We start from the raw sequence: 15,440 nt of genomic DNA, 5'->3' as shown, positions 1-15,440 counted from the left end.
AAGTCAGGCGAGCAAACCCTTGGCGACATGGGTGATCTGCACCTCGTTGGATCCCGCATAGATCATCAGCGACTTCGCATCGCGGGCCAGCTGCTCCACGCGGTACTCCGTCATGTATCCGTTGCCGCCGAACAGCTGAACGGCCTCCATGGCGACATCGGTGGCGGCCTGCGAGCAATACCACTTGATGGCCGAGGCTTCGGCCAACGAGATGGGGGAGCCCTTCTGAGCGGACTCGATCACCCGGAACAGCATGTTGCGCACGTTCATCCGAGCCACCTCCATATTGGCCAGCTTGAGCTGGATCAACTGGAACTGTCCGATCTCCTTGCCCCACAGGAACCGCGTCTTCGCATAATCCACCGACAGCCGCAGGCACTCCTCGATCACCCCGAGTGCCATCGCCGCCACGCCGATCCGTTCGGCCGAGAAGTTGGAGCGGGCACTGTCCCTGCCGTCACCTGCGGCGGTGTTCTCGGTCTCGCCGAGGAGCCGGTCGCGTCCCAGCCGCACATTGTTGAAGAACAACTCACCGGTGCGGGAGGAATGAATACCCATCTTCTGGAACGGTTTCGACTGCACAAAACCCTCCATGCCGCGATCCAGCACGAAGGTGAGGACCTTACGGTCACGCCGGCCCGTCCCATCGCCGGAGTCGAGCTTGGCGTACACCACCACCACATCGGCATCGGGGCCGTTGGTGATGAACGTCTTCTGCCCGTTGAGGATGTAATCGTCACCGTCGCGCACGACATAGGACTTCATGCCACCGAAGGCATCGGAACCCGAATCGGGCTCGGTGATCGCCCACGCGCCGATCTTCTCGTAGGTGACCAGCCCGGGCAGCCAGCGTTCCTGCTGGGCCAGGGTGCCCCGACTCTGGATGGTCGGCACCGTCAGCCCGAGGCTGACGCCGAGCCCGGTGACGAGCCCCATCGACACCCGACAGAGCTCGCTGATGAGCACAAAACCCATGCCCGCCTGGTCGGCACCGCCACCGAACATGCCGCTAGAGGCTTTCGGCTGGCCACCCGATCCGCCATCGCGCAGCCGGGACAGCCTGCGCTCCAACGATTCCCGTGCCATCGCATCGATGCCGAAGGTGGCGAACAGTTTACGGACGATGGGATAGGGCTCCATATCGCCGCTTTCGAGCGCGTCGATGTGGGGCCGTATCTCCTTGTCGACGAACTCGCGCACCGCATCACGCACGGCGATATCGACATCAGACCATTCCAGCATCGAGTCAGGCAGCCTTCCGTTTGGCGGCCGGACGCAAACCGGCCAGCGAGAATGTGGTGTGCAGCAGTGAGCCCGCACGGTCGAGCAGTGACTTGTGCGGGGGTTGGTAGTGCATCGGCAGACCTCGACGATCGGGCGGGGGAGCCATGAAGCCCGGCGCCTCCACCAGCGGGGCATCGGCGGCGATGCGCCCGCCGGCCCGCCGGTAGGCCGACACCGCCCGCGGATGCAGCCGGATCTCGTCGGGGACCGCGACGAACGCGAGTTCGACGGCCTTGCCGAGCAGTCGCAGGATGATCTCGTCGCCGGCGGTCCAGCGCATCCCGGCCCTCTCGCGAAGGGCCGGGTCGAACACCCCGGCGGCCACCCAGCGTTGGGCGCCGACGAGCGGCCTGAAGAGCTGATCCCACACCGGGGTCGGTATCAACACGAACCAGGGCTTGGGAATCCGGATCGAGAAGATGTCCAGGGTGGCCTTGTTGATCTCAAGTTCCTCGCGGCACTTGTGATCCCAGTACTCGCAGAACTCCTCCCAGGAGCCCGGCACGGGGCGCATGCTCATGCCGTACATCCGGTACCACTGGACATGCTCGTCGAAGAGTTGACGCTTCTCCGCCTCGGTGAGTCCTCCGCAGAAGTACTCGGCGGTCTTGATGATCAGCATGAAGAAGGTCGCGTGGGCCCAATAGAAGGTCTCGGGATTCAGAGCGTGATAGCGGCGCCCCTGGCCGTCCACACCCTTGATGTCGTGGTGGAAACTCTTGATCTGCGCGCCGGTGTCCGCCGCGCGGTCACCGTCGTAGACGACACCCATGATCGGGTACACGGAACGGGCGACGCGCTGCAACGGCTCGCGCAGCAGGATCGAATGATCTTCCACGCCCGCGCCGAGCTCGGGGTACATGTTCTGGATCGCGCCGATCCACACGCCGAGCAGCCCGGTGCGCAGGTCGCCGAAATACCTCCAGGTCAACGAGTCGGGGCCGAGCGGTATCGGCTTGGGAACAGCGGTCCGGTCGGTACCGGCGGATGCAGCGGTCATGGGCGTCCTCGTCGAGCCTCGAAAACCACGGTGTCCGGCCACGATATGCCTGACAACACGCGTTGTCCATGACACTGCGCGCAGGTGTGCCGCGTCGTTACCGGTCGGCGATACCGTTGCCACACCGCCGTGACCAGGACATTCCCTGGGCATGGCGCGATGTGAGCAAGCTCGTTGCGCAACGTCGTTGCCGGTACCGGCGGTGCCACCTAGGGTGGCGCTGTGGCTGCCGAATCGTTCGAGGAACGGTCAGCGCACACCCCGGCGGTGTCGCCGCCGGAGATACCGCGCCCTCCCGGTCCGTTCGGATGGCTGTCGGCGACCAATCACCACCCCGGTGTGGTGGCGATGATCAGGCGTGCGCGGCGCGCACTGCCCGGTGATCCTGAGTTCGGCGACCCGCTGTCGGCCGCCGGCGAGGGTGGCCCGCGCGCCGCCGCCCGGGCCGCCGACCGACTGCTCGAGCGCGAGGCCGTCTCCCGGGAGATCAGCCTCGGCGCACTGCAGGTCTGGCAGGCGCTCACCGAGCGCGTCTCGGGCAAGCCGGCCAACCGGGAGATGACGTTGGTCTTCACGGATCTGGTCGGGTTCTCGGCATGGTCCTTGCGCGCCGGCGACGACGCCACCCTGCGACTGCTGCGCCGCGTCGCACAGGTCACCGAGCCGCCGCTGCTGGTCCAGGGCGGACACATCGTCAAACGCATGGGCGACGGCGCGATGATCGTTTTCACCGATCCGAGCACCGCGGTCCGTGCGGTGCTCGCGGCCCTGGACGCCGTGCAGTCCGTCGAGGTCGACGGGTACACGCCGCGCATGCGGGCCGGCATCCACACCGGCCACCCACACCGCATCGGGTCGGACTGGCTGGGTGTGGACGTCAACATCGCCGCACGGGTGATGGAGCGGGCGACCCGCGGCGGACTCGTCATCTCGCACACCACGGTGGACGCGGTCGGTGGTGTCGAGGCCCTGGCCGCGCTCGGGATCTCGGTCAAACGGGTGCGTAAGCAGTTGTTCGCCACCAAGCCCAGCGGGGTGCCCGAGGACCTGGTCATGTACTGGGTCAAGCCGTTGTCGAAGTCGGCGGCCGCCGAAACCGCCCCGGACGGTGGAGAGGGTGCGTGACGTCGCTCTCAACGGGCCATCACCTATGATCGCCGGGTGACGGAGCTCTCAGAAGATGCCCTGATCAGCGCAGTTGCTGCGGCCCGGCAGGCCTTCGACGCCGCCGCGGACCTCGACGCGCTGGCCAGAGCGAAGACCGAACATCTCGGGGACCGTTCCCCGATCGCCATGGCCCGTCAGGCGCTGGGCGCCCTGCCCAAGACCGAACGCGCCGACGCGGGCAAGCGGGTCAACATCGCGCGCACCGAGGCGCAGCAGAGCTTCGACGAGCGGCTGGCCGCATTGCGTGCCGAGCGCGATGCCGCGGTGCTCGTCGCCGAACGCATCGACGTGACGTTGCCATCGACCCGACGCCCGGTCGGCGCGCGACACCCCATCACGCTGCTCACCGAGCGGATCGCCGACACCTTCGTGGCGATGGGCTGGGAGCTGGCCGAGGGACCGGAGGTCGAGACCGAGCAGTTCAACTTCGACGCGCTGAACTTCCCGCCCGACCATCCGGCGCGAAGCGAGCAGGACACCTTCCAGATCGCACCCGAGGGATCGCGTCAGGTGCTGCGCACACACACGTCGCCGGTGCAGATTCGTGCGCTGCTGGAACGCGAACTGCCGGTCTACATCATCTCGCTGGGGCGCACGTTTCGGACCGACGAGCTCGACGCCACCCACACCCCGGTCTTCCATCAGGTCGAGGGTCTGGCCGTCGACAAGGGCCTGACGATGGCCAATCTGCGCGGCACCCTGGACGCGCTGGCGCGCGCCGAGTTCGGCCCGGCCGGGCGGACGAGGTTCCGGCCGCATTTCTTCCCGTTCACCGAGCCGTCGGCCGAGGTGGACGTGTGGTTCGAGAACAAGAAGGGCGGCCCGGGCTGGGTCGAGTGGGGTGGCTGCGGCATGGTGAACCCGAATGTGCTGCGCGCCTGCGGTATCGACCCGGCCGAATACTCCGGCTTCGCCTTCGGTATGGGATTGGAGCGAACTCTGCAGTTCCGCAACGGTATTCCGGACATGCGTGACATGGTCGAAGGTGACGTGCGGTTCTCGCTGCCGTTCGGGGTGGGTGCCTGATGCGCGTTCCCTACAGCTGGCTGCGCGATACCGTCCGGCTCGGCAACCCCGGCTGGGACGTCTCGGTCGAGGAGCTCGAGGACCTCCTGGTCCGGATCGGCCACGAAGTGGAGGAGATCATCCCGGTCGGCCCGGTCACCGGACCGCTGACCGTCGGCCGCGTCACCGAGATCGAGGAACTCACCGAGTTCAAGAAGCCCATCCGCGCCTGCAAGGTTGATGTGGGTGAGGCCGAACCCCGCGATATCGTCTGTGGCGCAAGAAATTTCGCGGTCGGTGACCTGGTGGTCGTTGCATTGCCCGGCACGGTTCTGCCCGGCGATTTCGCGATCGCCAAGCGCAAGACCTACGGCCGCACGTCCGACGGCATGATCTGCTCGGCATCGGAGCTGAACCTCGGTGGCGACCACTCCGGGATCCTGGTCCTGCCCGCCGGTACCGCCGAGCCCGGAGCGTCGGCCATCGAGGTCGTCGGTCTCGACGATGTGGTGTTCCATCTGGCGATCACCCCGGACCGGGGTTACTGCCTGTCGATGCGTGGGCTGGCGCGCGATATCGCCTGCGCCGCCGATCTGGAATTCGTCGATCCGGCGGACGTACCCCCGCTGCCCGCGCAGGGCGAGGCGTGGCCGCTGACCGTCCAGCCGGGCACGGGTGTGCAGCGCTTCGGTCTGCGGCCGGTCACCGGTATCGACCCCGCGGCGGTGTCACCGTGGTGGCTGCAGCGACGGCTTCTGCTCTCGGGCATCCGGGCCATTTCACCGGCCGTGGACGTGACCAACTACGTGATGCTCGAACTCGGCCATCCGATGCATGCCCATGACCGGTCGTTGATCACCGGCGGCTTCGACGTCCGGTTCGCCACCGCGGGCGAGCAGGTCACCACCCTCGACGATGTCACTCGCACCCTGAACGACACCGATGTCCTGATCGTCGACGATATCGCCACCGCGGCGATCGGCGGCGTGATGGGCGCGGGCACCACCGAGGTGCGATCGTCGACGACGGACGTGCTGCTGGAGGCCGCCGTCTGGGATCCGGCCGCGGTATCGCGTACCCAGCGCAGGCTCCGTCTGGTCAGCGAGGCCGGCCGCCGTTACGAGCGCACGGTCGACCCGGCCATCTCGGTGGCCGCGCTGGATCGTTGCGCCACGCTGCTCGCCGAGATCGCCGGCGGCACCGTCGATCCGACTCTGACCGACTGGCGTGGTGACCCGCCGCGCGACAACTGGTCACCGGCGCCGGTGAGCATGCCCGCCGACCTGCCCGACCGGGTCGCCGGAGTGACGTATCCCGCCGGGGTGTCCGCGCGCCGGCTCACCCAGATCGGCGCCACGGTCACCGAGTCCGACGGTGTGTTGACCGCGGTACCGCCGAGCTGGCGGCCCGACCTGCGTGAGCCTGCCGACCTGGTCGAAGAGGTGCTGCGGTTGGAGGGGCTGGATGCCATTCCCTCGGTGCTGCCGCTGGCACCGCCCGGACGGGGCCTGACCCCGGTCCAACGCCGTCGCCGGGCCATCGGGAAGTCGTTGGCGCTGGAGGGTTTCGTCGAGGTGCTGCCGACACCGTTCCTGCCGGCCGGGGTGTTCGATGCCTGGGGGCTCGCTGCGGACGACCCCCGGCGTTCGGTGGTCAGACTGCTCAATCCGTTGGAGGCCGATCGGCCCCAGCTGGCCAGCACGCTGCTGCCCGGCCTGCTGGAAGCGTTGACGCGCAACGTGTCCCGCGGTGCCGTGGACACGTCGTTGTTCGCGATCTCGCATGTCGCCGTGCAGACGACCGAAACCCGTGCGGTGCAACGGATCCCCACCGATCGCAGGCCCACCGACGAGGAGATCGCCGGACTGGATCGCTCGTTGCCCAGCCAGCCCGAGCATGTGGGCATCGTGATGGCCGGGCTGCGTGAACCCGCCGGGCCGTGGGGCCCAGGTCGCAAGGTCGAGGCCGCCGATGCCTTCGAGGCGGTACGGGTCATCGGTCGGGCGGTCGGGGTCGAGCTGACCCTGCGTGCCGACGCGCAGTTGCCGTGGCACCCGGGCCGGTGTGCGGCGGTGCTCGTCGGGGGCGTCGTCGTCGGCCATGCCGGACAGTTGCACCCGGCCGTCATCGAGCGGGTGGGATTGCCCGCGGGCACCTGCGCGGTCGAGATCGATCTCGATGACATCCCGATCGTCGACCGGCTGCCCGCACCCTCGGTGTCGCCGTTCCCCGCGGTGTTCCAGGACATCAGCCTGATCGTGGCCGATGAGGTGGCCGCGCAGTCGGTGATCGACGCCGTCCGCGGCGGTGCCGGTGAGCTGTTGGAGGACGTCCGCTTGTTCGATGTCTACACCGGCCCGCAGATCGGGGAGGGGCGCAAGTCGCTCACCCTGGCGCTGCGGTTCCGGGCGGCGGACCGGACGTTGACCGAGGACGAGGCCAGCGCGGCCAGGGACGCCGCGGTTGCCGCCGCGGCCGAGCGGGTCGGCGCCGTGCAGCGCGCCTGACGGCGATGTTGTAATGGGTTTGCATTCGTCTGCATAACAATGCAAGGATCGGGCTCATGACATCCGTAGCTGTCGCCGGCGCCAGCGGATACGCCGGTGGCGAGATCCTGCGCCTACTGCTGGGCCACCCCGCCTACGCGGACGGTCGGCTGACCATCGGTGCGCTCACGGCCGCCGCCAGCGCGGGCAGCACCCTTGCCGAGCATCACCCACACCTGCTGCCGCTGGCCGATCGGGTGCTGGAGGCTACCGACGCCGCCCTGCTCGCCGAGCATGACGTGGTCTTCCTGGGCCTGCCGCACGGTCACTCGGCCGCGCTGGCAGAACAACTCGGCGGCACCGTCATCATCGACTGCGGTGCCGACTTCCGGCTGACCGACGCCGCGGACTGGGAGAAGTTCTACGGCAGCGCGCACGCCGGCACCTGGCCCTACGGGCTGCCCGAATTGCCCGGAGGTCGAGACGCGCTCAAAGGCGCCACCCGCATCGCGGTGCCGGGCTGTTACCCGACCTCGGCCCTGCTGGCGCTGCTGCCCGGCATCGGGGCCGGTTTGGCGGAACCGAACGTGACCGTCGTCGCGGTCAGCGGCACCTCCGGCGCGGGCAAGTCCGCCAAGGTCGACCTGCTCGGCGCCGAGGTGATCGGATCGGCGCGGGCCTACAACATCGGCGGGAAACATCGGCACACCCCCGAGATCGCCCAGGGTTTGCGCAAGGTCACCGACAAGCCGGTGACGGTGTCGTTCACCCCTGTGCTCATCCCGACCTCGCGTGGCATCCTGGCCACCTGCACCGCGCCGACGCAGGCATCCGAGTCCGAGATCCGGGCCGCTTACGAGAAGGCCTATGCCGACGAACCATTCATCCATCTGCTGCCCGAGGGGCAGCTACCCAAGACCGGATCGGTGATCGGCAGCAACGCCGCCCAGATCGCTGTCGCCGTCGACGCCGATGCCGGCATGCTGGTGGCCGTCTGCGCCATCGACAACCTCACCAAGGGCACCGGCGGCGCTGCGGTGCAGTCGATGAATCTGGCACTGGGATGGCCCGAGACCGAAGGACTGTCGACCGTGGGAGTGGCACCGTGAACCGGGCAGTGGGCAAGCTGGTACGTACTCAGGGCGTCACCGCGCCGGCCGGGTTCCGGGCCACCGGTATCTCGGCCGGTATCAAGGCCTCGGGTGCGCTCGATCTGGCGCTGGTACTCAACGAGGGTCCCGACCATCACGCGGCGGGCGTGTTCACCCGCAACCAGATCAAGGCCGCCCCGGTGCAGTGGTCGCAGCAGGTACTGACGACCGGCAGGCTGCGCGCGGTCATCCTGAACTCCGGAGGCGCCAACGCCTGCACCGGTCCCGGCGGATTCCAGGACACCCATGCCACCGCCGAGGCGGTCGCCGCGGCACTGAGCGACTGGGGCACCGAGACCGGGGCCATCGAGGTCGCGGTGTGCTCGACCGGCCTGATCGGTGACCGGCTCCCGATGGACAAGGTGCTGGCCGGAGTGACGGAGATCGTGCACGAGATGGCCGGTGGCTTGACCGGTGGCGAGGAAGCCGCCCGGGCCATCATGACCACCGACACGGTGCCCAAACAGGTTGCGCTGCATGCTGACAACTGGACCGTCGGCGGGATGGCCAAGGGTGCCGGCATGCTCGCCCCGTCGCTGGCCACCATGCTGGTCGTGATCACCACCGACGCGGTGGCCGGTCCGCAGGCGTTGGACACCGCGTTGCGGCGGGCCACGGCGCGAACCTTCGACCGCCTCGACGTCGACGGCAGCTGCTCGACCAACGACAGCGTGCTCCTGCTGGCCTCCGGCGCCAGCGAGGTCACCCCCAGCCAGGACGACCTGGACGCGGCCGTCTTCGCCGTCTGCGACGATCTGTGTGCGCAGTTGCAGGCCGATGCCGAGGGCGTCACCAAACGCATCACGATCACCGTCGGCGGTGCCGCCTCCGAGGATGACGCGCTGGTGGCCGCCCGCGCCATCGCCCGCGACAGCCTGGTCAAGACCGCACTGTTCGGCTCCGACCCCAACTGGGGCCGCGTGCTGGCCGCCGTCGGTATCGCGCCGGTGACGCTCGATCCGCATCAGATCAGCGTGTCGTTCAACGGGTCTCCGGTGTGTGTCGACGGTGCCGGTGCCCCCGGCGCCCGCGAGGTCGACCTCTCCGGCGACGAGATCGAGGTGCTGGTCGACCTGGCCTCCGGTGACGCGTCGGCGTCGATCCGCACCACCGACCTGTCGCATGCCTACGTCGAAGAGAACTCGGCCTACAGCTCATGAGCGAAACTGCCACCAAAGCCGCCGTGCTGGCCGAGGCGTTGCCCTGGCTCAAGCAACTGCACGGCAAGATCGTCGTGGTCAAGTACGGCGGCAACGCCATGACCGATGACGCGCTCAAGGCTGCCTTCGCCGCCGATATGGTGTTCCTGCGCAACTGCGGGATCCGGCCGGTCGTCGTGCACGGCGGCGGCCCGCAGATCAGCGCGATGCTCTCCAAGCTCGGCATCGCAGGCGATTTCAAGGGCGGGTTCCGGGTCACCACCCCCGAGGTGCTCGACGTCGCCAGGATGGTGCTGTTCGGTCAGGTGGGCCGCGAGCTCGTCGGCCTGATCAACGCCCATGGCCCCTACGCGGTCGGCGTCACCGGTGAGGACGCCCAACTGTTCACCGCGGTACGGCGCAGTGTGACCGTCGACGGCGTGCCCACCGATATCGGGCTGGTCGGCGACGTCGAACACGTCAATGCCGGCTCGCTGCTGGATCTCATTGCCGCAGGGCGCATCCCGGTGGTCTCCACCATCGCACCCGATATCGACGGCGTGGTGCACAACATCAACGCCGACACTGCGGCTGCGGCACTGGCCGAGGCGCTCGGTGCCGAGAAGCTGCTGATGCTCACCGACGTCGAAGGCCTCTACACCGACTGGCCGGACCGGACCTCGCTGGTCAGCGAGATCGACAGTGCGGCGCTGACGCAACTGTTGCCGAAACTCGAATCGGGCATGGTGCCCAAGATCGAGGCGTGCTTGCGCGCTGTCGGCGGCGGTGTGCCCAGCGCGCACGTCATCGACGGCCGCGTCGAACACTGTGTGCTGGTCGAGCTTTTCACCGACGAAGGAACCGGAACGAAAGTGATACCCGCATGACTCTCACCAGCCGCTGGGAAGCGGTCATGATGAACAACTACGGCACCCCGCCGCTGGCGCTCGTCGCCGGGGACGGCGCCGTCGTCACCGACGAATCCGGCAAGCGCTATCTGGACATGCTCGGCGGTATCGCGGTCAACCTGCTCGGCCACCGTCATCCGGCCGTGATCGAGGCCGTCACCGCCCAGCTCAACACGCTGGGGCACACTTCGAATCTGTATGCCACCGAGCCAGGTATCGCCCTGGCGGAGCGGCTCGTCGATCACCTCGGAGCGTCGGGGGCGAGCGAAGCGACGGGGGATGTCACAGCGCGAGCATTCTTCTGCAACTCCGGCACCGAGGCCAACGAGGTCGCGTTCAAGATCACCCGGCTCACCGGACGGACCAAAGTCGTTGCCGCTGAGGCCGGTTTCCACGGTCGCACGATGGGATCGCTGGCGCTGACCGGCCAGCCCGCCAAGCGCGCACCCTTCGAACCGCTGCCCGGACAGGTCAGCTTCGTGCCCTACGGCGATATCGACGCGCTGCGCAGCGCCGTCGACGACCAGACGGCCGCGGTGTTCCTGGAGCCGATCATGGGGGAGAGCGGCGTGGTCGTCCCGCCGCCCGGCTATCTGGTTGCGGCCCGGGAGATCACCGCCGCCCACGGCGCCCTGCTCGTCCTCGACGAGGTGCAGACCGGTGTCGGGCGCACCGGCGCGTTCTATGCCCATCAGCACGACGGCATCACCCCCGATATCGTCACCCTGGCCAAGGGGCTCGGCGGCGGACTGCCGATCGGCGCGTGCCTGGCCATCGGCGCGACGGCCGACCTGTTGACCCCGGGCCTGCACGGCAGCACGTTCGGTGGCAACCCGGTGAGCACCGCGGCCGCCCTTGCGGTACTGCAGACGCTGGCCGCCGAGGACCTGATCAATCGGGCAGACGCGGCCGGCAAGACCATCAGCCACGGTGTCGAGGAGATCGGCCATCCACTGGTCGACCACGTCCGCGGCAAGGGTCTGCTCATCGGCATCGTGCTCACCCAGGACAAGGCCAAGGCCGTCGAGGCGGCGGCCCGCGAGGCGGGCTTCCTGGTCAACGCCGCCGCGGCCGACGTGATCCGATTGGCCCCGCCGCTGATCATCACCGATGCCCAGATCGACGAGTTCCTCACCGCGCTGCCCGCGGTACTCGACCACGGAGCCAAGGGGTAAAGCATGACCCGCCATTTCCTGCGTGATGACGACCTGACGCCCGACGAGCAGGCCGAGGTGCTCGCGCTGGCCGCCGAACTCAAGGCGGCGCCGTTCTCCCGGCGCCCGCTGGAGGGGCCGCGCGGCGTCGCCGTCATCTTCGAGAAGAACTCCACCCGCACCCGGTTCTCTTTCGAGATGGGCATCGCCCAGCTCGGCGGGCACGCCGTCGTCGTCGACGGTCGCAGCACCCAGCTCGGTCGCGAGGAGACCCTGGAAGACACCGGCGCGGTGCTCTCGCGCTATGTCGACGCCATCGTGTGGCGGACCTTCGCCCAGGAACGCCTGAGCGCCATGGCCTCGGGGGCGACCGTCCCGATCGTCAACGCGCTCTCCGACGAGTTCCACCCGTGCCAGGTGCTCGCCGATCTGCAGACCCTCGCCGAGCGCAAGGGCGCGCTGCACGGACTGACCATGACCTACCTGGGCGACGGCGCCAACAACATGGCGCATTCGCTGATGCTGGGCGGGGTCACCGCCGGGATCAACGTCACCATCGCCGCGCCGGCGGGTTTCGAGCCGCATCCGCAGTTCGTTGACGCGGCCCGCCGCCGCGCCAGCGAAACGGGAGCGACGGTGTCCGTCAGCGCCGACCCGAGGTCCGCCGTGGACGGTGTCGATGTCCTGGTCACCGACACCTGGACCTCGATGGGTCAGGAGAACGACGGACTGGACCGGGTCCGTCCGTTCCGCCCGTTCCAGGTCAACGCCGATCTGCTGAAACTGGCCGATCCCGATGCCGTTGTCCTGCACTGCCTTCCGGCGCACCGCGGACACGAGATCACCGATGATGTCATCGACGGCCCGCAGAGCGCGGTCTTCGACGAGGCCGAGAACCGGCTGCACGCCCAGAAGGCGCTGCTGGCCTGGCTGCTCGAACGGCGGTCGTGAGCACTCCGACCCGAGCCGGCCGCCAGGCCCGCATCGTCACGCTGCTGTCGTCGAATGCGATCAGCAGCCAGACCGAGCTGGCCGCCCTGCTCGCCGCCGAGGGTATCGAGGTCACCCAGGCCACCCTGTCCCGGGACCTGGAGGAGCTCGGTGCGGTGAAGCTGCGCGGGGCCGACGGCGGGGTAGGGGTGTACGTGGTGCCCGAGGACGGCAGCCCGGTACGGGGTGTCTCCGGGGGAACCGAGCGGGTCACGAAGCTGCTCGGCGAACTGCTGGTCTCCACCGATTCCAGCGCCAACCTGGCCGTGCTGCGCACCCCGCCAGGGGCCGCGCACTACCTGGCCAGCGCCATCGACCGGGCATCGTTGCCCCAGGTTGTCGGCACCGTCGCCGGTGATGACACCATCTTCGTGATAGCCCGCGAGCCGATGACCGGCGCAGAGCTCGCGAGCATGTTCGAAAACTTGAAGTAACAGTTCACAAAAAAGGGAGATCAACCAATGTCCGAGCGCGTCATCCTGGCGTATTCCGGCGGTCTGGACACCTCGGTGGCCATCAGCTGGATCGGCAAGGAAACCGGCAAGGAGGTCGTCGCCGTCGCCATCGACCTCGGCCAAGGCGGCGAGGACATGGATGTCGTGCGTCAGCGCGCCCTGGACTGCGGCGCCGTGGAGGCCGTCGTCGTCGACGCCCGCGACGAGTTCGCCGACGAGTACTGCCTGCCGACCATCCAGTCCAACGCGCTCTACATGGACCGCTACCCGCTGGTGTCGGCCATCAGCAGGCCGCTGATCGTCAAGCATCTGGTCAAGGCGGCGCGCGAGCACGGCGGCGGCATCGTGGCCCACGGCTGCACCGGCAAGGGCAACGACCAGGTCCGTTTCGAGGTCGGATTCGCCTCGCTGGCACCGGATCTGGAAGTTCTGGCCCCGGTGCGCGACTACGCATGGACCCGCGAGAAGGCCATCGCCTTCGCCGAAGAGAACGATATCCCGATCAACGTCACCAAGCGTTCCCCGTTCTCGATCGACCAGAACGTCTGGGGCCGCGCGGTGGAGACCGGGTTCCTCGAGCATCTGTGGAACGCCCCCACCAAGGACGTCTACGACTACACCGAGGACCCCACCCTCAACTGGAGCACGCCGGACGAGGTGATCGTCGGGTTCGAGAAGGGTGTGCCGGTCTCCATCGACGGGCGGCCCGTCACCGTGCTACAGGCCATCGAGGAGCTCAACCGGCGCGCCGGCGCCCAGGGCGTCGGCCGGCTCGACGTCGTCGAGGACCGGTTGGTCGGCATCAAGAGCCGCGAGATCTACGAGGCGCCCGGGGCCATGGTGCTGATCACCGCGCACACCGAGTTGGAGCACGTCACCCTCGAGCGCGAGCTGGGCCGCTACAAGCGCGGCACCGACCAGAAGTGGGGTGAGCTGGTCTATGACGGCCTCTGGTACTCGCCGCTCAAGCGCGCGCTGGAGTCGTTCGTCGCCCATACCCAGGAGCACGTCACCGGCGAGATCCGGCTGGTCCTGCACGGCGGGCACATCGCCGTCAACGGCCGCCGCAGCCCGACCTCGCTGTACGACTTCAACCTTGCCACCTACGACGAGGGCGACAGCTTCGACCAGTCCAGCGCCAAGGGTTTCGTGCACGTCCACGGGTTGAGCAGCAAGATCTCGGCCAAGCGCGACCTGGGCCTGTGACCCCACTCCTCCGCGAGCGTGCGCGTCTGCGGGCGACACGCCGCTGCCAGACCGGAGTTCACGCACGCTCGCGGAAGGAATCTGCATGAGTACCAACGAAGGATCGCTGTGGGGCGGCCGGTTCGCCGACGGACCGTCCGACGCGCTGGCCGCGCTGAGCAAGTCGACCCACTTCGACTGGGCGTTGGCCCCCTATGACGTCACCGCCTCCAAGGCGCATGCGAGGGTCCTGCACCGCGCGGGCCTGCTCACCGACGACCAGCGTGATGGCCTGTTGGCCGGTCTGGACAGTTTGGGCGCCGATGTGGCCGACGGCAGCTTCGGGCCGCTGCCCAGCGACGAGGATGTGCACGGAGCGCTGGAGCGCGGCCTGATCGACCGGGTCGGCCCGGAACTCGGTGGTCGGCTGCGCGCAGGCCGCTCGCGGAACGATCAGGTGGCCACCCTGTTCCGGATGTGGCTGCGTGACGCGGTGAAGGCCGTCGGCGATGGGGTACTCGACGTGGTCGCGGCGCTGGCCACCCAGGCCGCCGCGCATCCGACGGCGATCATGCCGGGCAAGACACATCTGCAGTCCGCGCAGCCGGTGTTGCTGGCCCATCATCTGTTGGCCCACGCGCACCCGCTGTTGCGGGACGCCGAACGCCTTGTCGACCTGGACAAGCGGACCGCGGTGTCGCCCTACGGCTCCGGCGCGTTGGCCGGATCGTCGCTGGGGCTCGATCCCGATGCGATCGCCGCCGAGCTGGGCTTCGATGCCGCGTCCGAAAACTCCATCGACGCAACTGCGGCAAGGGATTTCGCGGCCGAGGCGGCCTTCGTGTTCGCGATGATCGCGGTGGATCTCTCCCGGTTGGCCGAGGACATCATCCTGTGGAGCACCACCGAATTCGGGTATGTGAAGCTGCACGACGCCTGGTCGACGGGTTCCTCGATCATGCCGCAGAAGAAGAACCCGGATATCGCCGAACTGGCCCGCGGAAAGTCCGGGCGGCTGATCGGCAACCTGACCGGTCTGCTGGCGACGCTCAAGGCACAACCGCTGGCCTACAACCGGGATCTGCAGGAGGACAAGGAACCCGTCTTCGACTCGGTAGCGCAGCTGCGACTGCTGCTGCCGGCCATGGCCGGATTGGTCGCCACCCTCACCTTCGACACCGACCGGTTGGCCGAATTGGCGCCGCTGGGCTTCACGCTGGCCACCGATATCGCCGAATGGATGGTGCGTCAAGGCATTCCGTTCCGTGTTGCACACGAGGCGGCCGGCGCAGCAGTCAAGGCGGCCGAGGCACGCAACGTCGGACTCGAAGAACTCGCCGACGATGAACTGGCCGGTATCCACCCGGGACTGACGGCCGAAGTGCGCACGGTGCTGACCATCGCGGGGTCGGTCGACTCGCGTGATGCGCGCGGCGGCACGGCACCGATTCAGGTGGCGCGTCAGCTCACCGTGGTGCGCGACACCGCCGACCGGCTACGGACCGCCTTGCGCTAG

General features: G+C 68.3%; 13 protein-coding genes. 11 read left to right on the top strand and 2 right to left on the bottom strand.

What is annotated here, in order from left to right; genetic code table 11:
* Positions 1–3 precede the first annotated feature (3 nt).
* Positions 4–1,242, bottom strand: a complete 1,239-nt coding sequence (locus PGN27_RS03890; RefSeq protein WP_335324907.1) for an acyl-CoA dehydrogenase family protein — start codon at positions 1,240–1,242, stop codon at positions 4–6.
* Positions 1,243–1,246: 4 nt separating this feature from the next.
* Positions 1,247–2,284 (bottom strand): oxygenase MpaB family protein, encoded by a 1,038-nt coding sequence (locus PGN27_RS03885; RefSeq protein WP_335324906.1) that lies wholly within the window; start codon positions 2,282–2,284, stop codon positions 1,247–1,249.
* 222 nt (positions 2,285–2,506) lie between these two features.
* Between PGN27_RS03885 and PGN27_RS03880 the strand changes: the two genes are divergently transcribed.
* From PGN27_RS03880 to argH, 11 genes are all read left to right on the top strand, one after another.
* Positions 2,507–3,409, top strand: a complete 903-nt coding sequence (locus PGN27_RS03880) for an adenylate/guanylate cyclase domain-containing protein (RefSeq protein ID WP_418888523.1) — start codon at positions 2,507–2,509, stop codon at positions 3,407–3,409.
* Between the two features lie 36 nt (positions 3,410–3,445).
* Positions 3,446–4,477, top strand: coding sequence for a phenylalanine--tRNA ligase subunit alpha (gene pheS / locus PGN27_RS03875; protein ID WP_335324905.1), 1,032 nt, complete (start codon positions 3,446–3,448; stop codon positions 4,475–4,477).
* Positions 4,477–6,963: a phenylalanine--tRNA ligase subunit beta gene (pheT, locus tag PGN27_RS03870; protein ID WP_335324904.1), complete on the top strand. Its 2,487-nt coding sequence runs from the start codon at positions 4,477–4,479 to the stop codon at positions 6,961–6,963. Before pheS ends, pheT begins: the two co-directional genes overlap by 1 nt.
* Before the next feature lie 56 nt (positions 6,964–7,019).
* Positions 7,020–8,051, top strand: coding sequence for an N-acetyl-gamma-glutamyl-phosphate reductase (gene argC / locus PGN27_RS03865; RefSeq protein ID WP_335324903.1), 1,032 nt, complete (start codon positions 7,020–7,022; stop codon positions 8,049–8,051).
* Between the two features lie 8 nt (positions 8,052–8,059).
* Positions 8,060–9,253 (top strand): bifunctional glutamate N-acetyltransferase/amino-acid acetyltransferase ArgJ, encoded by a 1,194-nt coding sequence (argJ, locus tag PGN27_RS03860; RefSeq protein ID WP_418888549.1) that lies wholly within the window; start codon positions 8,060–8,062, stop codon positions 9,251–9,253.
* Entirely contained in the window at positions 9,250–10,119 is an 870-nt protein-coding gene (gene argB, locus PGN27_RS03855) for an acetylglutamate kinase (RefSeq protein ID WP_335324901.1), read from the top strand. The genes argJ and argB overlap by 4 nt, the downstream gene beginning before the upstream one ends.
* Positions 10,116–11,315, top strand: a complete 1,200-nt coding sequence (locus tag PGN27_RS03850) for an acetylornithine transaminase (protein WP_335324900.1) — start codon at positions 10,116–10,118, stop codon at positions 11,313–11,315. The genes argB and PGN27_RS03850 overlap by 4 nt, the downstream gene beginning before the upstream one ends.
* Positions 11,316–11,318: 3 nt before the next feature.
* A complete protein-coding gene (gene argF / locus PGN27_RS03845) occupies positions 11,319–12,245 on the top strand; it encodes an ornithine carbamoyltransferase (RefSeq protein WP_335324899.1) in 927 nt (308 codons plus the stop codon).
* Complete coding sequence (locus PGN27_RS03840; RefSeq protein WP_335325221.1) at positions 12,221–12,718, top strand: arginine repressor; 498 nt, start codon at positions 12,221–12,223, stop codon at positions 12,716–12,718. The genes argF and PGN27_RS03840 overlap by 25 nt, the downstream gene beginning before the upstream one ends.
* 27 nt (positions 12,719–12,745) lie before the next feature.
* A complete protein-coding gene (locus PGN27_RS03835) occupies positions 12,746–13,945 on the top strand; it encodes an argininosuccinate synthase (RefSeq protein ID WP_335324898.1) in 1,200 nt (399 codons plus the stop codon).
* Between the two features lie 85 nt (positions 13,946–14,030).
* Positions 14,031–15,440, top strand: a complete 1,410-nt coding sequence (argH, locus tag PGN27_RS03830) for an argininosuccinate lyase (RefSeq protein ID WP_335324896.1) — start codon at positions 14,031–14,033, stop codon at positions 15,438–15,440.

The sequence above is a fragment of the Mycolicibacterium neoaurum genome, from assembly GCF_036946495.1.
Taxonomy (GTDB): Bacteria; Actinomycetota; Actinomycetes; order Mycobacteriales; family Mycobacteriaceae; genus Mycobacterium; species Mycobacterium neoaurum_B.
This window is presented reverse-complemented; position numbering and strand designations above follow the sequence as displayed.